At 69.2% G+C, this 23,599-nt stretch carries 20 protein-coding genes; 16 read left to right on the forward strand and 4 right to left on the reverse strand.

Annotated elements, in window-relative coordinates:
• The first annotated feature begins 5 nt into the window (after window positions 1-5).
• The 16 genes from OG866_RS33545 to OG866_RS33620 all read left to right on the forward strand — a co-directional run bounded on the left by OG866_RS33545 (window position 6) and on the right by OG866_RS33620 (window position 19,383).
• On the forward strand, window positions 6-872 hold the full coding sequence (locus tag OG866_RS33545; protein ID WP_329344415.1) for a carbohydrate ABC transporter permease: 867 nt from the start codon (window positions 6-8) through the stop codon (window positions 870-872).
• Window positions 872-2,155 carry a pectate lyase family protein gene (locus tag OG866_RS33550; RefSeq protein ID WP_329340577.1) on the forward strand — a complete coding sequence of 428 codons (1,284 nt, stop codon included), beginning with the start codon at window positions 872-874 and terminating at the stop codon, window positions 2,153-2,155. Before OG866_RS33545 ends, OG866_RS33550 begins: the two co-directional genes overlap by 1 nt.
• On the forward strand, window positions 2,152-3,291 hold the full coding sequence (locus tag OG866_RS33555) for a Gfo/Idh/MocA family protein (RefSeq protein WP_329340579.1): 1,140 nt from the start codon (window positions 2,152-2,154) through the stop codon (window positions 3,289-3,291). The genes OG866_RS33550 and OG866_RS33555 overlap by 4 nt, the downstream gene beginning before the upstream one ends.
• Window positions 3,291-4,136 (forward strand): PmoA family protein, encoded by an 846-nt coding sequence (locus OG866_RS33560; protein ID WP_329340581.1) that lies wholly within the window; start codon window positions 3,291-3,293, stop codon window positions 4,134-4,136. Before OG866_RS33555 ends, OG866_RS33560 begins: the two co-directional genes overlap by 1 nt.
• Complete coding sequence (locus tag OG866_RS33565) at window positions 4,133-5,638, forward strand: glycoside hydrolase family 43 protein (protein ID WP_329340583.1); 1,506 nt, start codon at window positions 4,133-4,135, stop codon at window positions 5,636-5,638. Before OG866_RS33560 ends, OG866_RS33565 begins: the two co-directional genes overlap by 4 nt.
• A 33-nt stretch (window positions 5,639-5,671) precedes the next feature.
• The gene (locus OG866_RS33570; RefSeq protein WP_329340585.1) at window positions 5,672-7,696 is read left to right on the forward strand and encodes a pectinesterase family protein; all 2,025 of its coding nucleotides are present in this window, start codon (window positions 5,672-5,674) and stop codon (window positions 7,694-7,696) included.
• Between the two features lie 139 nt (window positions 7,697-7,835).
• Window positions 7,836-9,179, forward strand: a complete 1,344-nt coding sequence (locus OG866_RS33575) for an ABC transporter substrate-binding protein (RefSeq protein ID WP_329340587.1) — start codon at window positions 7,836-7,838, stop codon at window positions 9,177-9,179.
• Between the two features lie 106 nt (window positions 9,180-9,285).
• Window positions 9,286-10,083, forward strand: a complete 798-nt coding sequence (locus tag OG866_RS33580) for a rhamnogalacturonan acetylesterase (protein WP_329340589.1) — start codon at window positions 9,286-9,288, stop codon at window positions 10,081-10,083.
• A gap of 39 nt (window positions 10,084-10,122) precedes the next feature.
• Window positions 10,123-11,457: a pectate lyase family protein gene (locus OG866_RS33585; RefSeq protein WP_329340591.1), complete on the forward strand. Its 1,335-nt coding sequence runs from the start codon at window positions 10,123-10,125 to the stop codon at window positions 11,455-11,457.
• Between the two features lie 147 nt (window positions 11,458-11,604).
• Window positions 11,605-12,735 (forward strand): pectinesterase family protein, encoded by a 1,131-nt coding sequence (locus tag OG866_RS33590; RefSeq protein ID WP_329340593.1) that lies wholly within the window; start codon window positions 11,605-11,607, stop codon window positions 12,733-12,735.
• A 1-nt stretch (window position 12,736) separates the two neighbouring features.
• Complete coding sequence (locus OG866_RS33595; RefSeq protein ID WP_329340595.1) at window positions 12,737-13,762, forward strand: pectinesterase family protein; 1,026 nt, start codon at window positions 12,737-12,739, stop codon at window positions 13,760-13,762.
• Complete coding sequence (locus OG866_RS33600; protein ID WP_329340597.1) at window positions 13,755-14,999, forward strand: pectate lyase family protein; 1,245 nt, start codon at window positions 13,755-13,757, stop codon at window positions 14,997-14,999. Before OG866_RS33595 ends, OG866_RS33600 begins: the two co-directional genes overlap by 8 nt.
• Window positions 14,986-16,035 carry a dienelactone hydrolase family protein gene (locus OG866_RS33605; RefSeq protein WP_329340600.1) on the forward strand — a complete coding sequence of 350 codons (1,050 nt, stop codon included), beginning with the start codon at window positions 14,986-14,988 and terminating at the stop codon, window positions 16,033-16,035. The genes OG866_RS33600 and OG866_RS33605 overlap by 14 nt, the downstream gene beginning before the upstream one ends.
• 44 nt (window positions 16,036-16,079) lie before the next feature.
• Window positions 16,080-17,192, forward strand: coding sequence for a right-handed parallel beta-helix repeat-containing protein (locus OG866_RS33610; protein WP_329340601.1), 1,113 nt, complete (start codon window positions 16,080-16,082; stop codon window positions 17,190-17,192).
• 108 nt (window positions 17,193-17,300) lie between these two features.
• Window positions 17,301-18,098, forward strand: a complete 798-nt coding sequence (locus tag OG866_RS33615; protein WP_329340603.1) for an HAD family acid phosphatase — start codon at window positions 17,301-17,303, stop codon at window positions 18,096-18,098.
• 130 nt (window positions 18,099-18,228) lie between these two features.
• Complete coding sequence (locus OG866_RS33620) at window positions 18,229-19,383, forward strand: right-handed parallel beta-helix repeat-containing protein (protein WP_329340604.1); 1,155 nt, start codon at window positions 18,229-18,231, stop codon at window positions 19,381-19,383.
• 97 nt (window positions 19,384-19,480) lie between these two features.
• On the opposite strand, the gene OG866_RS33625 is transcribed toward OG866_RS33620, so the two are convergent.
• The 4 genes from OG866_RS33625 to OG866_RS33640 form a co-directional block, all read right to left on the reverse strand.
• Complete coding sequence (locus tag OG866_RS33625; RefSeq protein WP_329340605.1) at window positions 19,481-21,163, reverse strand: rhamnogalacturonan lyase B N-terminal domain-containing protein; 1,683 nt, start codon at window positions 21,161-21,163, stop codon at window positions 19,481-19,483.
• Window positions 21,164-21,194: 31 nt separating this feature from the next.
• On the reverse strand, window positions 21,195-22,025 hold the full coding sequence (locus OG866_RS33630) for a pectate lyase (protein ID WP_329340607.1): 831 nt from the start codon (window positions 22,023-22,025) through the stop codon (window positions 21,195-21,197).
• Between the two features lie 83 nt (window positions 22,026-22,108).
• On the reverse strand, window positions 22,109-22,969 hold the full coding sequence (locus tag OG866_RS33635) for a hypothetical protein (RefSeq protein WP_329340609.1): 861 nt from the start codon (window positions 22,967-22,969) through the stop codon (window positions 22,109-22,111).
• The gene (locus tag OG866_RS33640; protein ID WP_329344417.1) at window positions 22,966-23,532 is read right to left on the reverse strand and encodes a SigE family RNA polymerase sigma factor; all 567 of its coding nucleotides are present in this window, start codon (window positions 23,530-23,532) and stop codon (window positions 22,966-22,968) included. Before OG866_RS33640 ends, OG866_RS33635 begins: the two co-directional genes overlap by 4 nt.
• Window positions 23,533-23,599: the final 67 nt, after the last annotated feature.

Here is a 23,599-nt window from a genome sequence, read left to right on the forward strand (position 1 = left end):
CGGTCGTGTCCGAGGCCCGCACGTCCCCGCCGCCGCCCCGTACCAAGGGCAGGGAGCGCTCCTGGGACGACGTGCCCCGCTGGCAGATCTACCTGCCGCTGGGGATCTACCTGCTCTTCACCCTGATCCCGTTCTACTGGATCCTGCTCTTCGCGTTCCGCCCGACCGGCTCCACCTCGCTGGTGCCCTGGCCGATGACCTTCGACCACTTCGAGAAGGTGTGGACCGAGCGTGAGTTCGGCACCTACTTCCAGAACAGCGTCCTCGTCGGCGTCGCCACCCTGATCACGACGACCCTGGTAGCGCTGGCCGGCGGCTACGCCCTGGCGCGGTTCAACTTCAGGATCAAGAAGGCCTTCATGCTGGGCCTGCTGTGCTCCCAGTTCGTGCCGGGTGCGCTGCTGCTGGTGCCGCTGTTCGAGATCTTCGCCAAGATCCAGATGATCAACTCGCTGGGCAGCGTGATCATCGCCGAGACGGTCTTCCAGCTGCCGCTGTCGATCATCCTGATCAGCAACTTCATCAAGAACGTGCCCCCTTCCCTGGAGGAGGCGGCCTGGGTCGACGGCTGCAACCGCTTCACCGCGTTCAGGATCGTCGTGCTGCCGCTGCTGCGGCCCGGTCTGATCGCCGTCGGTTCCTTCGCCTTCGTGCACTCCTGGAACCACTTCCTGTTCGCGCTGATGTTCCTCAACAACCCGGAGAAGCAGACCATCCCGGTCGGCCTCAACACCCTGATGGGCGCGGACAGCGTCGACCTCGGCGCACTCGCCGCGGGCGGCATCATCGCGGCCGTACCCGTGGTGCTGGTGTTCGCCTTCATCCAGAAGTGGCTGATCACCGGGTTCAGCGCGGGGGCGGTGAAGGGCTGATGAGGGTACGTCAGATCGCCGTGGTGGCCGGAGTGCTGGGGCTGCTCTGCGTCCCCGCCCACGCCGACGCCCGCGACATCAGCCGCGACACCCTTCCCGCCGATGACGGCTGGGCGTCCGAGGGCGCGGGCACCACCGGTGGGGCCGCCGCCGACGCCGAGCATGTGTACGTCGTCACCGACCGCGCCGAACTGGCCGCGGCCCTCGACGGTGGCAGCGCCACCCCGAAGATCATCAAGATCGCCGGGACCGTCGACGCCAACACCGACGACGACGGCGACCACCTGAGCTGCGCCGACTACGCCACCGACGGCTACGACCTGGACCGCTACCTCGCCGCCTACGACCCCCGCACCTGGGGGTCCGCCAAGCCCAGCGGCGCGCAGGAGGAGGCCCGTCAGGCCTCCGCCGCCCGGCAGGCCGAGCGGGTCACGCTGAACGTCGGCTCCAACACGACGATCGTCGGCCTTGAGGGAGCCGTGCTCAAGGGCGCCAACCTCCAGGTCAAGAACGCCACCAACGTCATCATCCGCAACCTCGACTCACGTGACGCCTACGACTGCTTCCCCGTCTGGCAGCCCAACACCGGCGGCCTCGGCGACTGGAAGACGGCGTACGACAACATCTGGCTGACCGGCTCGAACCACGTCTGGGTCGACCACGTCACCCTCAGCGACAAGGGCCACCCGGACGAGAAGGAGCCCACCTACTTCGGCCGCAACTACCTGCGCCACGACGGCCTGCTGGACATCACCAACGGCTCCGACCTCGTCACCGTCTCCTGGAGCAGGTTCTCCGGCCACGACAAGGCCATGCTGATCGGCAACAGCGACTCGGCGACGGGAGACCGCGGCAAGCTCCGGGTCACCCTGCATCACAACCAGTTCGAGTCCGTCGTACAGCGTGCGCCGCGCGTCCGCTTCGGCCAGGTGCACGTCTACAACAACCGGTACGTCGTCCCCACCGACGACTACCGCTACTCGCTCGGCGTGTCGACCGAGTCCGGCCTCTACGCCCAGAACAACGCCTTCACCACCCTCGGCCGGATCGAGGTCGCCGACCTGGTCAAGAGCTGGAACGGCACCGCCCTGCACGACGAGGGCACCCTCTTCAACGGCTTCCCGGTCGACCTGCTGCCCATCTACAACGCCTACAACTCCGGCAGCGAGCGCGACCTCACGGCCGACGTCGGCTGGACGCCTACCCTGCACACAAAGATCGACAGCGCCGAGCGGGCCGACCGAGAGGTGGCACGCGGCGCGGGCGCAGGGAGGATCCCATGAGCACCGTAGACATCGTCCTGGCGGGAGCACGCGGCCACGGCCGCTGGCACCTGGAGAACATCCGCCGGCTCCAGGACAAGGGGATCGTGCGGCTCGCGGGCATCTGCGAGCTGACGCCGCTGGAGGCCACGGAGATCCCGGAAGGGCTCGGCACGCCCGAGCAGTCCGCCGACTTCGGTGCCCTGCTCGACTCCACCGGCGCCCGGATCGCGGTGATCTGCACGCCGATCCCGACCCACACGGACCTCGCGCTCATCGCCGCCGGCAAGGGCGTGCACCTTCTGCTGGAGAAGCCCCCGGCGCCGTCGTACGCCGAGTTCCGCCGCATGGCCGACGGGGTCGCCGCGGCCGGGGTGGCCTGCCAGATCGGCTTCCAGTCGCTGGGCTCGCACGCCGTGCCCGCGATCCGGCAGCTGATCGACGAGGGCGCGATCGGGGAGATCGCCGGAATCGGCGGCGCCGGCGCCTGGGCCCGCCCGGAGTCCTACTACCGGCGTGCCCCCTGGGCCGGCAAGCGGCGCCTGAACGGCGTCGACGTCATCGACGGCGCCCTCACCAACCCCCTCGCGCACGCCGTCGCCACCGGGCTCGCCCTCAACGGCTCCACACGCGCCGAGGACGTCACCGGCATCCGGACCGAGCTGCTGCGCGCCAACGACATCGAGTCCGACGACACCTCCTGCGTCCGCGTCACCACGGCCCAGGGCCGCCCGGTCACCGTCGCGGCGACGCTGTGCGCCGAACACCCGGGCGAGCCGTACGTCCTCGTGCACGGCAGCCGCGGCCGGATCACGTTCTGGTACAAGCAGGACCGCGTCCTGCTCCAGCGCGCCGGCCACGGTCCCGAGGAGTACGAGCACGGCCGCACCGACCTGCTGGAGAACCTCGTCGACCACCTCACCGACGGCACCGACCTGATCGTCCCGCCGGACGTGACCGGCGCCTTCATGAAGGTCGTCGAGGCGATCCGCACCGCCCCCGACCCGGCCCCGCTGCCCCCAAGCGCCTGGCACCTCGTGGACGACCGCCGGGTGGTGCCCGGCATCGACGGCCTCGTCGCGGCGTCGGCCGACACTCTCGCCCTGTTCTCGGAGCTCGGCGCCTCCTGGGCGCTACCAAAAGAGGTGAGCACCTGATGACGACCAACGACACCCCGGTCCTGCGCGTCGCGGGCCGCCCGGTCGGCCGCTATGTCACCCGGCCCGAGCTGGCCCCCCGGCTCTCGCCGCGGCCCTATCTGCACCCCGTCACCACCCTCGCCGGCACGGCTGTCACCGAGTTCAGCCCCGCCGACCATCTGCACCACCTCGGCGTCGGTGTCGCCGTTCCCGACGTCGAGGGGCACAACTTCTGGGGCGGCCGCACCTACGTCCGCGACCAGGGCCCCACCGAGCTCGACAACCATGGTGCCCAGCGGCACAACGCCTTCCAGCTGCGCGACCCCGACGGCTTCGTGGAGGAGCTGCGCTGGGTCGCCGCGGGCGGCGAGCTGCTGCGCGAGCGCCGGACCGTGGCGGCCACCGAACTCACGGACACCGCCTGGGCGTTGGACTTCACCTTCTCGCTGACCAACGTCACCCCCGACCCGCTGTCGATCGGCAGCCCGGCCACCAACGGCCGCCCCGGTGCCGCGTACGGCGGCTTCTTCTGGCGGGCCCGCAAGGAGGAGCGGACACCGGACGTCTTCACCGCCGACAGCGAGGGGGAGGCCGAGGTCCACGGCCGGCGTGCCGACTGGCTCGCCCTCGTCGGTGCCGGCTGGACGCTGGTCTTCGCCGGAGCCACCGAACAGACCCGCCGCGACCCGTGGTTCGTGCGCACCGCCGAATACCCGGGCGTGGGCTCCTCGCTGGCGCACACCGAGCGGGTGCCGATCACGGCCGGCGACACCCTCGTGCGCCGGGTCGTCACCGTCGTCGCCGACGGCCGTCTCGACCGGGACGCCGCCGCCGCGCTCGTCCGCAAGGCGGTGAGCCTGTGACCGCCACCTACACCAACCCCGTCCTCGACGCGGACTGGTCCGACCCGGACGTCCTCCGCGTCGGCGACGACTTCTACCTCACCGCCTCCAGCTTCGGCCGTGCCCCCGGTCTGCCGCTGCTGCACTCGCGCGACCTCGTCAACTGGACCCTCGTCGGCCACGCCCTCGAACGCCTGGAACCGGCGAGCGAGTTCAGGACCCCGCGGCACGACTGTGGCGTCTGGGCGCCGTCCCTGAGGTATCACGACGAACGCTTCTGGATCTTCTGGGGCGACCCCGACCAGGGCATCTTCCAGATCAACGCCCCCGGGATCAGGGGCCCTTGGACCCGCCCGCACCTGCTCAAGGTGGGCAAGGGCCTGATCGACGCCTGCCCCCTGTGGGACGAGGAGACCGGCGAGGCCTACCTCGTGCACGGCTGGGCCAAGTCCCGCTCCGGCGTCAAGAACCGCCTCACCGGCCACCGGATGCGCGCCGACGGCACCGAACTCCTCGACGAGGGCAAGGTGATCGTCGACGGCGACCGGATACCCGGCTGGTTCACCCTGGAGGGCCCCAAGCTCTACCAGCACGATGGCTGGTTCTGGATCCTCGCCCCCGCCGGGGGAGTGGAGACCGGCTGGCAGGGCGCCTTCCGCTCGCGCGGCTTCTTCGGGCCGTACGAGGAGCGCATCGTCCTGGAGCAGAAGGACACCGACGTCAACGGCCCCCACCAGGGCGGCTGGGTGCGCACCCCGTCCGGTGAGGACTGGTTCCTGCACTTCCAGCAGCGCGGCGCCTACGGCAGGGTCGTCCACCTCCAGCCGATGCGCTGGGGCGCGGACGGCTGGCCGGTCCTCGGCGACGAGGGCGCCCCCGTCGCCGTCCACCACAAGCCCGATCTGCCGCCGCAGCCGCCCGCCGCGCCCGCCACCGACGACGACTTCCCCGGCGGACGCTTCGGCCGCCAGTGGAGCTGGACCGCCAACCCGCAGGACGGCTGGGCCACCCAGCACTCGGGTGACGGCCTCCGCCTCACCTGTGTCCGCTCGGCCGACGCGCACGACCTGCGCAAGCTGCCGAACGTCCTCACCCAGCGGCTGCCCGGCACGCCGTCCGCCGTCGAGGTCGAACTCCGCCTCGACAGCGAGGAACCGGGCGCCCGGGCCGGACTCGCGGTGCTGGGTGACGCGTTCGGCTGGATCGGCCTCGAACGCGGCGCCGACGGCGCGGTCCAGGTCGTGCACCGGTTCGCCGAAGGTGTCGCCGAGCGCGAACGCGACGCCGACCACCCTCGACCCGCTCCCGAGGGACGGGTACGGCTGCGGATCGAGATCGGCGCGGGCGCCCGCTGCCGCTTCTTCTACGACGTCGGCGACGGCCCGCACCCCTCGGGGCCCGTCTTCGCCGCCACCCCCTGGCGCTGGGTGGGCGCCCTGCTCGGCCTCGTCGCGCTCGCACCCACCGGAAACGGGCACGCCGGCGCGGCAACCTTCACGCGGTTCAGGATCACTTCTCTGTAACTCACCTCGTACGTAAGCCTTTTGGGAGCCGCAATGACGCAACTCCAGGGCAAGCGCTTGCCGAGACCGGGAGCCGGTCAGGGCAGGGTGCTGGCCGCCGTGCTCGGCCTCGTCGCCGCGCTGGGCCTCGGGGCGGTGGGGCAGGCCAAGGCCGCCACCCCGTCGCCCGAGCGGTCGGCCCCGGCCGTCTCCGCCGGGAAGGCCCCCTCGGCCGCTGCCTCCCGGTGGACCGACCGGCCGCACGGTTTCGCCTCGCTCGCCGGTGGGACCACCGGCGGGGCCGGCGGCAAGGTCGTGACGGTCACCGACCAGGCCTCGCTCGCGAAGTACGCGGCGGCCGAGGAGCCGTACGTCATCCGGGTGTCGGGGTCGATAGCCGTCGAGCCCTTCGGCTCGGACATCGTCGTGGCCTCGGACAAGACGGTCATCGGCGTCGGTGACACCGGCGAGATCGTCCACGGCGAACTGCACCTCAACCCCGGTACCAGCAACGTCATCATCCGCAACCTGACCATTCGCGACAGCTATGTCGAGGGTGACTGGGACGGCAAGACGACCGACTTCGACGCGATCCAGATGGACACCGTCGACCATGTCTGGATCGACCACAACCGGTTCACGCACATGGGCGACGGGCTGCTCGACATCCGCAAGGACAGTCGGTACATCACCGTCTCCTACAACCAGTTCACGAACCACAACAAGGCGTTCGGGATCGGCTGGACCACCAACGTCCTGACCGAGATGACGATCGACCACAACTGGTTCCACGGCACCAAACAGCGCAACCCCTCGGCGGACAACCTCGCCTACGCCCACCTGTACAACAACTACCTGTCCTCGCAGGTCGCGGACGGCGACCCGGTGTGGACGTACGGGAACTGGGCGCGCGGCAAGACGAAGATGGTCATCGAGAACAGCTACTACGACGGCGTCCAGCACCCCTACCAGGCCGACGCCACGGCCGAGTTGGTGCAGCGCGGGTCGATCCTGAGGAACACCACCGGGCGAACGGACGCCTGGGGTAAGGCCTTTGACCCGCGGGAGTTCTACGACTACCGCCTGGACCCGGCCGCGGCCGTGCCGGCGCTCGTGAAGCGGTTCTCCGGGCCGCAGCAGCAAATCGGGGTCACTCTGCACGTCCCGGCGGACTATCCGACCGTGCAGGCCGCCGTGGACGCCGTTCCCGACGGCAACGCCGTGCCCGTCACCGTCGCCATCGCGCCCGGCACCTACCGGGCCAAGGTGTACATCCCCGCGATCAAGCCGAACATTGTGCTGCACGGGACTGGACAAGATCGCGCCGACACCGTCATCGTCTACGACACACCCGCCGCGTACGGCGGTTCGACCGGCAGCGCCACCGTGCGGATCGCCGCGAACGACGTCACGGCACGCCACCTCACCTTCAGCAACGACTTCGACGAGGCCGCGGTCGAGCTGAACGGCGAGCAGGCCCTCGCGATGAAGACGACCGGTGACCGGATCGTCTTCGAGGACACCGCCTTCCTGGGCAACCAGGACACCCTGATGACCGACAGCCCCAAGCTGACCACCGTCAGCCGGGTCTACCTGCGCGACTCGTACATCGAGGGCGACGTCGACTTCGTCTACGGACGGGCGACGACCGTGATCGACCGGTCGGTGATCCGGCTGCTGAGCCGGGGCTCGACCACCAACAACGGTTATCTGACGGCCGCCTCGACCTGGACCGGGAACCCCTACGGCTTCCTGATCACCCGGTCGAGGGTCGTGAGCGACGCGCCGGACCAGTCCTTCCACCTGGGCCGGCCGTGGCACCCGGGAGGCGAACCGGAGGCCGTCGCCCAGGTGTTGATCCGCGACACCGAGCTGCCCGCGGCGGTGAAGTCCGCGCCGTGGACCGACATGAGCGGCTTCTCGTGGAAGGACGCGCGGTTCACCGAGTACCGCAACTACGGCCCCGGGTCCGAAGTCACCGCGGACCGGCCGCAGATGAGCGACGAGGACGCCCGCGCCCACACCGTCGCCGACTACCTCGCGGGAAGCGACGGCTGGGCGCCGTACACCCGCCCCTGACCCCCACAACTTCATAGCTCCACACAGCCCCACGACTGCACAGCCCCACGACTGCACAGCCCCACGACTGCACAGCCCCACGACCTCACAGCTTCACCCGGTCGAAGAAGTGTTTGATCCAGAAGAAGAGAGCCGACCCATGAAGATCAACATCCGCAGAAGCAGGCGCGCCGCCGTGGCCGTCGCCCTGGGCTCCGTCCTCGCCCTGACCGCCACCGCCTGCGGTGACGACGGCAGCGGCACCGGCGGCGACAAGGGCGACGAGGGCAGCGGCAAGGGCAAGATCGTCTTCTGGGACAACAACGGCGGTGTCCGCACCGACGCCTGGAAGGCGATCATCGCCGACTTCGAGAAGGCCAACCCGGACATCGACGTCGAGTACGTCGGTATCCCCTCCGCGGACTACCAGTCCAAGGTCGAGACCGCCATCCAGGGCGGCGGTCTGCCGGACGTCGGCGGTGTCGGCGCGGCGATGATCGCCAGCTTCTCCGCCCAGAAGGTGCTGGAGCCGGTCGACGACCGGCTCGCCAAGTCCTCGCTCAACGGCAAGCTCAACGAGGACATGGTCACCTCGCTGAAGGCGGCCGGCGGCGTCGACGACACGTTGTACTCGGTGCCGACCTCCGCGAACAACGGTGTGCTCTACTACCGCACCGACCTGTTCGAGAAGGCGGGCCTGGACGAGCCGACGACCTGGGACAAGTTCTACGCGGCGGCGGACAAGCTCACCAACGCCAAGAAGAACGAGTTCGGTTACACCATCCGTGGTGGCGCCGGTTCCATCGCCCAGGCGCTGGACGCGATGTACGGACAGAGCGGTCTCACGTCCTTCTGGAACGGTGACAAGACCACCGTCAACGACCCGAAGAACGTCGAGGCGCTGGAGAAGTACGCCGCGCTCTACAAGAAGGACACCCCGTCCGCCGACCTCAACAACGACTTCACCAAGATGGTCGCCCAGTGGGATTCCGGCACGATCGGAATGCTCAACCACAACCTGGGTTCCTACCAGGACCATGTGAAGTCGCTCGGCGCCGACAAGTTCCGCGGTATTCCGCAGCCGACCGGTGCGTCCGGCAAGCGGGTGCAGGTGTCCAACCCCGTTGACGGTATCGGCCTGTTCAAGAGCTCCAAGAACAAGGAAGCGGCCTGGAAGTTCATCGAGTTCGCGGTCTCGCACGCGGAGAACTCGAAGTTCAACGAGTCGGCGGGCCAGGTGCCGGCCAACAACGAGGCCGCCAAGGACGCGTGGATCTCCAAGGCCGAGCCCACGAAGCTCGCCGCTGACGCGCTGACCGACGGTTCGACCACCATTGTCCAGCTGCCGTACTACCTGCCCGACTGGGGCACCATCTCCAAGGCCGACAACGAGCCGAACTTCCAGAAGGTGCTGCTCGGGAAGATGAGCGCGAAGGACTTCCTGGACACGCTGGCCGATCAGCTGAACGACGCCCAGGCGGAGTGGAATTCGCAGAAGGGCTGATTTCTTCCCAGAGCTCGGGTGGTTTCTGTCCGTGGGGGACTGCGGGGCCGTTGTGGCTGGTCGCGCAGTTCCCCGCGCCCTCAAGGGTGTTGACGAAAGGGACGTTGTGTCCGTTACCCGTAGACAAGTCACTGCCGCGGCGCTTGGCGCCGTTCCCCTCGCCTTCGCGGCCACCGGTACCGCTCAGGCCGCGTCATCCCGCAAGCGCACTCTCTACATCGCCGGTGATTCCACCGCCGCCCAGAAATACGCCGACGCCGCTCCCGAGACCGGGTGGGGCATGGCACTTCCCTTCTTTCTGCACAAGGACCGGCCCGTCGCCAATCACGCGGTGAACGGGCGGAGTTCGAAGAGTTTCGTCGACGAAGGCCGGCTTGATGTGATCCTCGCGGCGATTCAGCCCGGGGACTTCCTCCTCATCCAGTTCGGGCACAACGACGAGAAGTCCGCCGACCCGACCCGGTACACCGAGCCCTGGACGACGTACCAGGACTGTCTGCGGCTGTACATCGACGGCGCCCGCGCCCATGGCGCCCGGCCCGTTCTCGCCACCTCCGTCGAGCGCCGGAAGTTCGACGCGGCCGGCAACGCCCTGCCGACCCACGGCGACTACCCGGCGGCGATGCGGGCGCTGGCCGAGGAGGAGGGCGTGGCGCTGCTCGACATCCAGGCCCTGTCCCTCGCCCTGTGGCAGCGGCTCGGGGTCGAGGAGACCAAGACGTACTTCAACTGGACCGCGACCGAGCAGGACAACACGCACTTCAACCCGCCGGGCGCGATCGCCGCGGCGCGGCTCGTGGCGCGGGAGCTGCTGCGGACCGGGGTGCTGCGGCCACGGGATGTCTGCCGCCTCGACGACGAGATCCCCACGTCCTGGATCACCTGGCCCGAAGCCACCGCGTAACCGCCTCCACCCACCGATCCGAGAAGAGAGAGCCGCACCATGGACACACAGAGATGGCATGGGCATGTCACAGTTGCCTCGGTGGCGCGCGCTGCTGCCGCCGTGCTCGGCTGCACCGCCCTCGTCCTCGCCGTGACCGGCCCCAGCGCCCAGGCACAGGGCCGTGACCTGGCCCGGCAGACGCTGCCCGCGAACGACGGCTGGGCCTCGTACGGCACCGGGACCACCGGCGGGGCCAAGGCCGACGCCGATCACGTCTACTCCGTCTCCACCTGGGCCGAGTTCAAGGCCGCCCTCGCCGCCGGCGGTGACGCGCCGAAGATCATCAAGGTCAAGGGGACCATCGACGCCGTCTCCGAGGGCTGTGACGCCTTCGCCGCCGACGGGTACGACTTCGACGCCTACCTCGCCAAGTACTCGCCGGAGGCCTGGGGCCTCGACACCGACCTGAGCGCGGAGCCCGCCGACAGTCCGGAAGGGCTGCGGGCGGTCTCCGCCGCCAACCAGAACAAGATCATCAAGGCCGCCGTCCCCGCCAACACCACCATCGTCGGCATCGGCAAGAACGCGGGCTTCAAGGGCGCCAGCCTCCAGATCACCGGCGTCGACAACGTCATCGTCCGCAATCTGACCTTCGAGAGCCCGATCGACTGCTTCCCGCAGTGGGACCCGACCGACGGGGACAAGGGCAACTGGAACTCCGAGTACGACACGGCCGTCGTCTACGGCTCCACCCATGTCTGGATCGACCACAACACCTTCACCGACGGCTCCCACCCCGACAGCGCCGCGCCGACCTACTTCGGCATGCTCTACCAGCAGCACGACGGTGAGCTGGACATCGTCAAGGGCGCCGACTACGTCACCGCCTCCTGGAACGTCTTCGCCGACCACGACAAGACGATCCTCATCGGCAACAGCGACAGCGCCGCGACCACGGCGATCGACCGGGGCCACCTGAAGGTGACGTTCCACCACAACCTGTTCTCGAACCTGGTCGAGCGCGCGCCGCGGGTCCGCTTCGGGCAGGTCGACTCGTACAACAACCACTTCGTGGCGAGCGACGACTACGCCTACAGCTTCGGCATCGGCAAGGAGTCCCAGCTCGTCGCCGAGCACAACGCGTTCACGCTGCCGGACGGGGTCAGCGCCGCCAAGGTGCTCAAGCGGTGGAACGTCTCGCCGCTGACCGCCGCCGACAACACCGTGAACGGCCAGGTCACCGACCTGATCGCCGTCCACAATGCGGAGATCCCGGCCGAGACCCTGGAGTCCGGCGCCGGCTGGACGCCCACCCTGCGCACCAAGGTCGACCCGGTCAAGGCGGTCCCGGCGATCGTCGACCACCGCGCGGGCGCCGGCAACGCCTGCTGACGCCTGCCACCCGAACGGCCGGGGCGGACCACGTCGTGCTCACGACTCGGAGTGCGCCCGCCCCGGCCGGCACGGAAAAGACTCACCCCCCACGGCGAGGAAGTACCCGCACATCACCGAAGAGCCGCACAGCCTAGGAGCATCCCCATGCCCTCGCCCCACCTCGAACTCCCCCTGTCCAGAAGGGGATTCCTCATCGCGAGCGCAGGAGCCGCCGCCGCGCTGAGTGTCACCGCCGCCCCCGCGCAGGCCCGCAACGCCCGTGTCTTCGGCCGGTTCGGGTCACCCGCCGCGCGGCTGACGGCGACCACCCTGTACGTCGACGCCCAGGGCCGCGGCGACCACACCACCGTGCAGGCCGCCGTCAACGCCACCACCGGCAGCGGCTGGACCCTGGTCATCGCGCCGGGCACCTACCGGGAGACCGTCAGCCTCGACGCCACCCGTACGGAGGCCACCTGGATCGGCGCCTCGGAGGACCCGCGGGACGTCGTCATCGTCTACGACAACGCGGCCGGCACCCCGAAGCCCGACGGCTCGGGAACGTACGGCACCACCGGCTCGGCCACCACCACCCTCCGCGCCGATGGCTTCACCGCCCGCTGGATCACCTTCGCCAACGACTGGCTGCGCGCCGACCACCCCGACATCAGCGGCACCCAGGCCGTCGCCCTCAAGGTCATGGGCGACCGCTCCGCCTTCCACCACTGCCGCTTCCTCGGCCACCAGGACACCCTGTACGCCGACTCCCTCGCCCTGACCGTCTTCGCCCGCCAGTACTTCTCCCACTGCTACGCCGAGGGCGACGTCGACTTCGTCTTCGGCCGGGCCACCGCGGTCTACGAGCACTGCCACTTCCGCACCCTGGACCGCACCGACCTGGCCGCCGCCCCGTACGGCTTCGTCTTCGCGCCCTCCACGGCAGGCGCCAACCCCCTCGGCTACCTGGTCAGCCGCGGCCGGATCAGCAGCGAGGCCCCGGACGCCGCCTACAAGCTGGCCCGCCCCTGGGTGCCCAGCTCCGACACCACCGCCCGGCCCAGCCTCACCGTCCGCGACACCCGTCTCGGCGCCGGCATCGACGCGGTCGCGCCCTACACCAATATGTCCAACTCCTACCCGTGGCAGAACCAGCGCTTCGCCGAGTACCACAACTTCGGCCCCGGCGCCGAGATCACGGTTCCCGAGAACCGACCCCAACTCACCGACGAGCAGGCCGAGTCAGCGACCCGCGAGGCCTACCTCGGTGACTGGCGGCCGTGGAAGGGGGAGTGCTGACATGCGCCGACGCACCCTGCTGACGGGCCTGACGGCAGGTCTCCTGGCCGCGGGCTCCACCAACGCCTTCGCGAGCGACCGCCGGGTCCTGCACGTCCGCCCCGGCGGCTCAGTCCAGGCCGCCGTGGACGCGGTGGACGGGCCCGGCTGGACGATCGTCGTGCACCCGGGGACCTACCGCGAGGTCGTCAACGTGCCCGCCGACAAGGCCGAGTTGACGATCCGCGGCGCCTCCTGCGAGCCGCGCGACGCCGTGATCGTCTTCGACCACGCCAACGGGACGCAGAAACCGGACGGGTCGGGCACGTACGGCACGGCCGGCTCCGCCACCTTCACCTCCGCCGCCCCGGGGCTGCTGGTCCGCGACCTCACCCTCGCCAACGACTGGCTGCGCGCCGACCACCCCGAGATCACCGGGACGCAGGCGGTGGCGGCCTACACCTACGGCGACCGCACCCACTTCGAGAACGTCCGGCTCCTCGCCCACCAGGACACCCTGTTCGTCGAGACGACCGCGCTCACCTCCTTCGACCGGCAGTACTTCCACCACTGCTACATCGAAGGAGACGTCGACTTCGTCTTCGGCCGGGCCACCGCCGTCTTCGAGGACTGCCACTTCCACACCCTGCAACGGGACGTCACCTTCACCCCCAAAGGCATGGTCTTCGCCCCCTCCGCCGCCCGCGCCAACCCCTACGGCATCCTCGCGCTCCGCTCCCGCATCACCTCCGGCGCCGAGGACGCGGCCTACAAGCTCGCGCGACCCTGGGTCCCCTCGTACGAGACGACCGCCTGGCCGTCCCTCGTCGTCCGCGACACCCGGATCGGGCCCGGCATCGACCCCGTCACCCCGTACACCAACATGCGGGAGCAGTACCCCTGGCAGACCATGCGCTTCGGGGAGTTCAGAAACTCCGGCCCGGGCGCGGTGATCACGGTCCCCGAGAACCGGCCCCAACTCACCGCCCAGGAAGCCGCGTCGCACACCAAGGCGACCTACCTCGGCGACTGGCGTCCCCGTGCGTAGGCTCGCCGCCGCTCTCCTGGCCGGCGTGTGTGTGCTGCTCGGGGCCCCCTCGGAGGCCTCCGCCACCGAGCAGCGCACCCCGATCGGCTGGGGCGCCGGCACCACCGGCGGGGCGGGCGGCACCACCTGGACCGTGCACACCCGCGCCGGGTTGAAGGAGGCCCTCGCGGCCACCGGTCCGAAGGTGATCCGGGTCGTCGGCACCGTCAACGGCCATGAGACGGACGACGGTTCGCTGCTCGGCGAGCAGGACTACGCCCCCGGCTACGACCTGACCAAGTACATGTCCTGCTTCGGCGAGGACGGCACCACCTGGTCCGACACCCGTTACGACTACTGCAAGCAGCAACGGCAGTTGCGGCAGACCGGCTCCAACAAGGAGAAGGCGCAGATCCAGCTGACCGTCCCGAGCGACACCACGCTCGTCGGCGTCGGCGACAACGCCCGGCTTCTCGGCGTGTTCCTGACCGTCAACACCGGCACGAACATCATCGTGCGGAACCTCCGGCTGGAGGCCCCGGTCGACCACTTCACCAGCTGGTCGCCGGACGACGGCACCCAGGGCAACTGGAACGCCCGCTTCGACGCGATGACCGTCATCACCGGCAAGAACATCTGGGTCGACCACTGCACCTTCACCGACGGCCGCTTCCCGGACCGCGAGGCCCCGGTCGGCTTCCACGGCGAACACGTCCAACGGCACGACGGACTGCTCGACATCGAGGACGGCTCCGACCACATCACCGTCTCCGACAGCCGCTTCGAGGACCACGACAAGGCGCTCCTCATCGGCTCCGGCGACGGCCGCGGCGACCGCGACCGCGGACACCTCAAGGTCACCTTCGCCCGGAACCTGTTCACCGACATCGTGCAACGCGGACCACGCGTCCGCTTCGGGCAGGTCCACGTCCTCAACAACGTGTACGTGTCCCGCAGTCGCACCCCTCTCTACGCCCTCGGCGTGGGCGTGGAGTCCGCGATCTACTCCGAGCGCAACGTCTTCCGGTACGACGCGACCCTCGCCGCCTACGGAGGCGCGCACTTCCACGACAGCGGCTCCTGGACCGACGGACGCCCGGCCGGACTCGACAAGGTCGCCGCGGGCCTCGGGCTGACCGACGACGTCGGCTGGAACCCGGCGGACGCGTACGACTACCGGCCGCTCAGGTCGGCTGCCGCCGTGGAGCGCCACGTCCTCACGCACGCCGGCGCCGGGAGGTTCCATGGCCACCCCTGACACTCTCTACGAGACGCTGAAGAAGGAGCTCGACTTCCCTCTGGCATGGGGGACTTCATCGATCCGCGACTTCCGGGAGTGGCGGCGGACGGCCCGCGCGATGGTCGAGGAGCACCTCGTCGTGGAGCGGCAGGACGAGACGCCGTACGCACCCGAGTACAGCGACCGTGCCCGGACCGACGCCTACACCCAGGAGCTGGTCACCCTCTCCCTCACCCGCCACGAACGGGTCCGCGGCGCCCTGCTCACCCCGCACGGCCCCGGCCCCTTCCCGGCGGTGCTCCTCCTCCACGACCACGGGGCCAGGTTCGACATCGGCAAGGAGAAGCTCGTCCGGCCCTGGTACGACGACACCCGGCTCGTCGCCGCGCGGACCTGGGCCGACACGTACTTCAGCGGACGCTTCGTGGGCGACGAACTGGCCCGGCGCGGCTACACGGTGCTCTGCCTCGACGCGCCGGGCTGGGGCGACCGTGGTCCGATCGCCTACGAGGACCAGCAGGCCCTCGCCGCCAACTTCTACAACCTCGGTTCCTCCCTCGCCGGACTCATGGCCCGCGAGGACGCCCGTGCCGCCGGCTTTCTGGCGGGCCTGAACCGAGGGCGCGGGGTCGCGGCCCTCGGTTTCTCCATGGGCGCCTTCCGCGCCTGGCAGACCGCCGCGCTCAGCGACGCCGTCTCCGCGACGGCCGCCGTCTGCTGGATGACCGGCCTGAAGGAAATGATGGTGCCCGGCAACAACACGCTGCGCGGGCAGTCGTCGTACTACATGCTCCACCCCGGGCTCGCCCGGCACCTGGACATCCCCGACGTGGCGAGCATCGGCGCCCCCAAGCCGATGTACTTCCTCGACGGCGAGCAGGATCCGCTGTTCCCCGCCGAGGGCGTCCGGACCGCCTACGCCAAGCTGCGCGCCGTCTGGACCTCGCGTCATGCCGGGGAGCGGCTCCGTACCGAGGTCTGGCCGGGGCTCGGCCATGTCTTCACGGAGCCGATGCAGGACGAGGTCTTCCACTGGCTCGACTCCGTCCTGTGACCCACCCCCCTTCCCCCACCGCACGACGAAAGGACCCGCACTCCATGTCTCGTCGTACCGCTCTCATCGCGACGGCCGCCCTCGCCCTCGGCTCCGGCATCGCCGTCCTCCCCACCCAGGCACAGGCCGCGACGGTGGTCGTCAGCAACTCCACCGACCTGTCCAACGCCCTCAAGAACGCCACCGCCGGCACCGTCATCCAGGTCCGCGGCGGCACCTACTACCCGACGGCGACCCTCCAGTCCACCGCCAACGGCAGCTCCTCCGCGCCGATCACGCTCACCGCGTACGGCTCGGAGACCGTGAAGATCGACGGGTCCTCGCTGCCCGCCGGCGACTGGATCTTCAAGCTGACCGCCGACTACTGGAACGTCTCCAACATCACCTTCCAGAACTCCCCGGACAGCGCGGTCGTCTGCCAGTCCTGCACGGGGACGGTCTGGAACAACATCAAGACCATCAACGGCAAGGACTCCGGCTTCACGCTCACCGGCGACGGCACGGTCAACAACACCGTGAAGAACATCGACAGTTACGGCAACTACGACGCCGCGAACCACGGCGAGAACGCCGACGGCATCGCCGTGAAGTTCGGCTCCGGCACCGGCAACCTCATCACCGGCGCCCGCCTCTACAACAACTCGGACGACGGGATCGACTTCTGGTCCTTCTCCTCGCCCGTCACCGTCGAGCACACCTGGTCCATGGGCAACGGCGTCAACCGCTGGTCGGACTCCGCGTTCGCGGGCGACGGCAACGGCTACAAGCTGGGCGGCGACGGCGAGGTCGTCGCGCACGTCATCAACAACTCCGCGGCCTGGGGCAACGCCGGAACCGGCTTCACCGAGAACTCCAACACCGGCGCGATCGTCATCAACCGCACCACCGCCTACGCCAACAGCAAGGTGGGCTACTACTTCGCCACCAGCTCCGCGAAGCTCGGCAAGAACCTCGCCGTGAGCAACGGCGGCGGCTCGGTCAGCAAGGGCTCCAAGGTCACCTCGGCCGGCAACAACTGGGACTCCGGCATCTCCACCCCGTCCTTCGTCTCCACGGACGCGTCGAGCACGTACAACGCCCGCAGTTCGAGCGGCACCCTGCCCGCGACGACGTTCCTCACCACGGGCTCGACGACCATCGGCGCCACGATGAACTGACCACTTGTCGACACACCGGGGCGCTTGACCCGTTTTTTGCCTGTGAAGGAGGTATCGATCAGGCAACGGGTCTCGCGCCCTCCGGGGTGACGCGCGTAGAACTCTGTCATGCATAAGCCACTGCGTATCGCGGCCATCGCCGCCGCGTGTGCCGTCGCCGGCGCCGGCCTCTACGGTGCCGGCGCGGCCACCGCCGGCCAGTCCACGGCGAACAGCACCCACGAGCCCTACAACATCGGGCTCCTGGTCAAGGACATCGACACCTACTACGGCACCACGCTCGACGCCAATGGTGTCTACCAGGCGTCCTCGGACAGCCAGTACGCCAAGGACCTCGCGGCCCTCGACAAGTCCGCCCGGAAGTACATCGACCAGGCGGCCCGCAAGGCCCACCACAAGGGCGAGAAGCCCGCGGTCGTCTTCGACATCGACGACACGCTGCTGCTCAGCCTCGACTACGAGAGGCGTTACAACTACACGTACAACTCGACCACCTGGGCCGACTACGTGAACAAGGCCGACCGGCCGGGTGTCTTCGGCAGCGCCGAGCTGGTCCAGTACGCCGAGTCCAAGGGCGTCGAGGTCTTCTACAACTCCGGTCTCTCCGAGGCGCAGCGCACCGCCGCCGTCGAGAACCTGAAGAAGATCGGCGCCGATGTGAACCTCGACGCCGGCCACATGTTCCTCAAGGACAAGGCGAACCCGCCGGCCTACCTGAGCGCCTGCGCCACGCCGGGCACCTGGACCTGCACGACCGTGCAGTACAAGGGCGGCACGCGCCAGCACATCGAGGACGACCTCGGGTACGAGATCATCGCCAACTTCGGCGACCAGTACTCGGACCTGGACGGCGGCTACGCCGACCGCACCTACAAGCTGCCGAACCCGACGTACTTCGTCAGCTAGCAGCCGGTTGAGCGCCGCGGTGATGAACTGGTGAGCGAAAGTTTCGCTTGTTTTCGCCGCGGCGCGGCAACCTCCTAGGGTCACGGTGACGACTGCTGTGCGTACGAACCCCCTAGGAAAGGAACGCTCCGTGCGTCAGAGCACCGGACGCCACCGCAGGACCCGCACCCTCTCGATCGCCGCGGCCGTCGCCGTCGCCGCGGGGGCGGGCGGTGTGTACCTCGGGCTGTCGAACGGGGGCGCCGAGGCCGCCTCGACGACGGTCACCGTCTCCAGTACCGCACAGCTGGAGTCGGCGGTGAAGAGCGCGACCGCGGGGACCGTCATCCAGGTCCGCGCCGGTACGTACTACCCGACGGCCACCCTGAAGTCGACGGCGAACGGCACCAGTTCGGCGCGGATCACGCTCCAGGCGTACGGCAGCGAGAAGGTGAAGATCGACGGCTCCAAGCTGCCCGCCGGGTCCTGGCTGGCCGGGATCTACGGCGACTACTGGACCGTTTCCAACCTCACCTTCCAGAAATCCCCGGCCCAGGGCTTCGTCGCCACCTCGTCCGTGGGCGGCGTCTTCAAGAACCTCGTCACCGCGAACAACGGCGACTCCGGGTTCACCCTGCGCGGCGACGGCACGACGAACAACCTCGTGCAGAACCTGGACAGTTACGGCAACTACGACCCGGCGGGCCACGGCCAGAACGCGGACGGCATCGCGATCAAGTTCGGCTCGGGGACGGGCAACAAGGTCACGGGCGCCCGTCTCTACAACAACTCCGATGACGGCCTCGACCTCTGGCAGTTCTCCTCGCCGGTCACCATCGAGCACTCGTGGGCCTTCGGCAACGGCAAGAACCGCTGGAACGACTCGGCCTTCGAGGGCAACGGCAACGGGTACAAGCTGGGCGGCGGGGGCGTCACGGTCGCGCATGTCGTCAACAACAACGCGGCCTGGGACAACACGCTGAACGGGTTCACCGAGAACTCCAACCCCGGCGCGATCGTCCTGAACCGCAACACCGCGTACGCCAATGCCGAGGCGGGCTTCTACTTCGCCACCGGCAAGGCGCGCCTGGCACGGAACCTCGCGGTGAGCAACAAGAGCGGGCTGTCGAAGCTGAGCGGTTCCACCGTGTCCGCCGCCAACAACTGGGACAGCGGCGTCTCCACGCCGTCCTTCAGGACGACGGACGCCACGACCGCGTACGGAGCCCGTAAGTCGGACGGCTCGCTTCCGGCCTCCACCTTCCTCACCACCGGCTCCACCACCATCGGTTCGACGATGAACTGACCGCGGAGAGAAGAGAATCGCCCCGCCTGTCGTCACAGGCGGGGCGTTTCCCTGCCGGCCGAGGGGGGCTCTGCCGGCGCTGCTGACCGAGGGGGGCTCAGGTCAGCAGGTCTATGCAGTCGAACGACGTACCGGCGCTGAGAAACGCCGTGCCGCCCGACCCGCTCACTATGGTGAGCTTCAGGACGTTGTACTGATTCGGGTCCGTCTTCCACGCACTGGATGGGACGTTGAAAGCGAACGAATGGTTGTTCCCCCGGTACGAACCCGTGGTGAGTGAGCGCGTCGAGGGCTGAGCGGGAGCCGTGGGGACGGCCGAGACCCAGTCGTTCACGGTCACCCGCGGGCGCCCGTTGGAGAAGGCGTCCGTCACCCCCACGCGCAGCGTGTGCGCGGCCGCCGCCTGGGCCTTGGTCAACTTGAAGTAGACCAGGACGCCGTCATTGACGTCCTTCCACATGTACGCCGGGAAGGACGCCGCCTCGCCGCCCGCGCCGATCGTGACGTTGCCGGTCCACTTCGCCGCGCGGGCGTCGGAGGGATGCGCGTACGTCATCAGCTTGGCGTTCTTGAACTCGCCGGGTGTGCCGTCCCAGTCGCCGAGCCGCCAGACGGTCTTCGCGGTGGACGGGTCACCGCTGATGGTCAGGCTGTTCAGGGACGTCGTACCGCCCGCCGTGACCTTCACCGTGGCGGTGTGCACGCCGAGTTCGCCCTTGTAGACGGTCAGCGTGTACGTCCCCGGCAGCATCCCCCCGCACGAGAACGCGCCCGTGCCGGCCGCCGCCTTCGCCCAGTACTGGGCGTCGGCGTTGGCGAAGCCCACGGTGTACGGGTACGTGGCGTCCATGTTCTTCAGGCCGACGCCCGCCACCTTGCCGCGGCCGGACGCGCCGACCCAGCCCATGATGCCGAGGCCGTCCACCCAGGAGGTGTCCAGCTTCCCGGCGGACAGGGCGGGCGAGGGCGTACCGCCGTCCGTGAAGGACAGCACGAACGGGCCCTGGAGGCCGAAGCGTTCGGGCTCCGTCTGCGCCTGGTTGTAGTGCAGGATCTCGTAGAGCCCGGCGCCCTTGTCGTTGGAGTGGCGCAGCAGCGAGCGGTAGAAGGGGCCGCCCGAGGCCTTCTCGTGGTTCGAGCGCACCAGCCACAGACCGACCGAGCCGGTGGTGAATCCGACGTGGTCGTAGTCGATGACCCGCTTGCCCGAGTAGTGCTTGGAGTGGGTCGTGCCGTCCGCGCGCTTCCAGACGTCACCGGCCTCGATCACCTTGTCGGAGGCCTCGATCCAGCTGTCCGAGCCCTCGTTGGGGAACATGCCCGGCTTGAGGCGGACGATGAACCGGGTCGCCGTGAAGGAGGCGTCCTTCTTGTCCGTCCACAGATAGACGTTGTTCCGGCCGCTGCGGGCCGCGTACCACTGGGTGATCGCGCCGTGCACGACCTTCACCAGGATCGTCGACCCCGACTGCTTGACCGTCACCGTCGAGGCGCCGAGTCCGGACTCGACATGCGAGTGCTTGCCGCCGTACCCCTCGTACTCCTTGTCCCGGTAGACGAGGGACGTGAGGTCGCCCGTCGACTTGGACACCTTGAAGACCAGCGAGGCGCCGGTGTCGACGACGTAGTTCGTGCCGTCGTCCTGGTAGCCGAAGGTCGCGGCGGACGCGGACGACAGGAGTCCGGTGCCGCCCGCGACGGCGGCGCCGGTGGCGGCGACGCCGATCGCGGAGGCTCCGAGCACCCGGCGGCGCGTGAGGTGTTTCCTGTGGGTGCTCAAGGGGTCGGCTCCGTCATGCTTGAAGGTTCACTCACTCGTACGAAATGTCAGAGGAGGTGAACTTGCAGTTGGTTCCGTCCGGACCCGAACCGATCTCGGTCGGCTCCGCGCCCGTGTTGTTGCCCTTGAAGCGGGTGCACGTCTTGATCTTCTTGCCGCTGTCGCCGTGGATCCGGATCTTGCGCAGCGCGGCCGTGTCGCCGTAGTTCGCGTTGATGCCGACGATCGACTTGCCGGGCGCCGTGACGTCCACGTCGTTGATGATGATCGTGCGCTTGTACTGGGTCTTGCAGTTGCCGCAGGAGCGCACCAGCTTGCCGAAGTTCTCCACCTGGAACTTGGAGACGACCAGCTTCCCGGCGCCGTTGAACTGGAGGACCTTGTCGGAGGCGTTCTTCGCGCCGCCGCCGTAGACCGTGTACACGGACGAGGAGGACTTGCCCTTGAAGCTCGCCGCGTCCTCGCCGACGTCCAGCCACCACACGTTCTGAAGGGTGCAGCTGCCCAGGCAGTGCACGCCGTCCGCGGCCGGGGTGCCGATGATGACGTTCTTCAGGGTGGCGCCGTCCGCCAGCTCGAAGATCGGGCCCTGGTCCTCGTCCTGGCTGTCGCTGCCCAGGGCGCCGGAGCCGTAGTACTTCACGTACTTGCCGTCCAGGGTCCCGGACACCTTGACCGTGGAGGACACGGCCTTGCTGCCGGTGGCCGTCGGCCAGGAGGAGGCGGCGCCGGCGGTGGACAGCATCGTCGTCGTGACGATCGCCGCACCGGTGAGGGCGAGGGCGGACGCCCCGGCGATCACCGCCCGCCGCTTGGTGATCCGGCGACGGTGGCGGACGCGCTGTTCAGCTCGTGCAGTCATGCCCGTTCCTTGCGTGGGAGAGGATCCTTGCGTCTCCTGGTCGCCACGGGTGGAGAAAGGGTTGCCGCCGCTTCTCGGATTCTTTACGAGTCGCCCTCGTTGGACGCGTCGTCGCCGCTGTGGGACGCGAAGCCGCCCTTCACGGCGAGCTGTTCGCCGTCCGCCGTACCGGTCGCGGTGTAGCTGTCGTCGGCCGCGTCCCGGCCGCCGCGCTCATGGTCGTACTGCCCCGCGAACACCCACTCGCCCTTGGCGACCTTGCGGCCCTCCTTGAGCGTCCAGGTGTAGACGAGGAAACCGTCCTTCTTCTCGGTGGTGAGGGTGAAGTCGTCCTCCGGCAGCGAGCGCCAGGCGCCCGCCGAGGTCACCCCGCCGGTCTGCGCGATCTTCAACTGCACGGTGAGCGCGGTCAGTTCCTCGGAGGTCTTCAGGGTGATGTTGCTCTGTGCCCAGAAGTCGTTGCTGTGCGGGTCCACCGAACCGTCCGACCACAGCGGACCGTCCTCCTCGCCGGCGGCGGTGACCGGCGGCTGCGCGGTGGCGGTCGCGGAGGGCGCCTTCGAGGTGGGGGTGGCGCGCGGCTTCTCGGTCTTCGGCGTCTCGCCCGGCTCCGGGGCCGACGGATGGATCGGCGCCCGGCTGGTCGCGTCCGGCGACGGCTCGGGCGTCGCCGTGGTGGCGACGGTCTGCTGCGGGGAGTCGTCCTTCACGGCCGACGCGACCGCGTAACCGCCGATGCCGAGCACACACGCGACCGCCGCCGTGGCGGACACCACCCGCACCCAGCCGAACACCGGCGGCCGGGTGGCCCGGTGGTCGGGGCGGTCCTGCTCGGCCATGCCGCGCTCGATCCGCGCCAGGATGCGCGCGCGGTCGGGCTCGTGCTGCCCGGCCGCCTCGTGCAGCCGGGCGCGCAGCTCGTCGTGCACGTCCTGCTGCCTCATCGGTTCCGTCCTACGGTCTCGCCGCCGCGCGCCATCGCCACGTGCACCTTCTGGGGAACGCCCTGGGAGCCGAGCAAACGCTGGAGCTCGGCCATCCCCTTGGACGTCTGGGACTTAACCGTACCCACGGACACACCGAGGGCGAGAGCGGTGTCCTTTTCCGACAGGTCGAACGCGTGCCGAAGCACCACACACGCCCGTTTGCGGAACGGCAGCCGGCGCAGCGCGCCCTGGACGTCCACGACCCCCGCTATGTCCGGGTTCTCCGTCTTCTCCTCGCGTTGCGACCAGAACAGCGCGATCCGCCGACGCTCCCGCACCGCGCTGCGGATGCGCGTCCGGGCCAGATTGGCGACAACACCACGGGCGTACGCGACCGGATGGTCGGCGGCCCGCACCCGGTCCCAGCGGTGCCACAGCGCGAGCAGCGCGTCCGCCGCCAGGTCGTCGGCGGCGTCCGACTCACCTGTCAACAGGTGTGCGAGGCGCGACAGTTCGGCGTAGTGGCGCTCGAAGAAGGCATGGAACTCCACGGAGGCGGCGTCGTCGACGACAGTGCCCACGGACGTCCTCTCTGTGCGTGTCATGTGAATGACATGTGATCATCCGGCGGCGGCCCGGATGAGATCG

The sequence above is a fragment of the Streptomyces sp. NBC_00663 genome (assembly GCF_036226885.1).
Lineage (GTDB): Bacteria > Actinomycetota > Actinomycetes > Streptomycetales > Streptomycetaceae > Streptomyces.

Bases quoted from the DNA above. Each gene is read 5' to 3' on its own strand.
- OG866_RS33615 (WP_329340603.1), top strand. From the start codon at position 17,301: ATGCATAAGCCACTGCGTATCGCGGCCATCGCCGCCGCGTGTGCCGTC.
- OG866_RS33635 (WP_329340609.1), bottom strand. From the start codon at position 22,969: ATGAGGCAGCAGGACGTGCACGACGAGCTGCGCGCCCGGCTGCACGAG.
- OG866_RS33610 (WP_329340601.1), top strand. From the start codon at position 16,080: ATGTCTCGTCGTACCGCTCTCATCGCGACGGCCGCCCTCGCCCTCGGC.
- OG866_RS33555 (WP_329340579.1), top strand. From the start codon at position 2,152: ATGAGCACCGTAGACATCGTCCTGGCGGGAGCACGCGGCCACGGCCGC.
- OG866_RS33560 (WP_329340581.1), top strand. From the start codon at position 3,291: ATGACGACCAACGACACCCCGGTCCTGCGCGTCGCGGGCCGCCCGGTC.
- OG866_RS33605 (WP_329340600.1), top strand. From the start codon at position 14,986: ATGGCCACCCCTGACACTCTCTACGAGACGCTGAAGAAGGAGCTCGAC.
- OG866_RS33590 (WP_329340593.1), top strand. From the start codon at position 11,605: ATGCCCTCGCCCCACCTCGAACTCCCCCTGTCCAGAAGGGGATTCCTC.
- OG866_RS33595 (WP_329340595.1), top strand. From the start codon at position 12,737: ATGCGCCGACGCACCCTGCTGACGGGCCTGACGGCAGGTCTCCTGGCC.
- OG866_RS33550 (WP_329340577.1), top strand. From the start codon at position 872: ATGAGGGTACGTCAGATCGCCGTGGTGGCCGGAGTGCTGGGGCTGCTC.
- OG866_RS33585 (WP_329340591.1), top strand. From the start codon at position 10,123: ATGGACACACAGAGATGGCATGGGCATGTCACAGTTGCCTCGGTGGCG.
- OG866_RS33570 (WP_329340585.1), top strand. From the start codon at position 5,672: ATGACGCAACTCCAGGGCAAGCGCTTGCCGAGACCGGGAGCCGGTCAG.
- OG866_RS33575 (WP_329340587.1), top strand. From the start codon at position 7,836: ATGAAGATCAACATCCGCAGAAGCAGGCGCGCCGCCGTGGCCGTCGCC.
- OG866_RS33630 (WP_329340607.1), bottom strand. From the start codon at position 22,025: ATGACTGCACGAGCTGAACAGCGCGTCCGCCACCGTCGCCGGATCACC.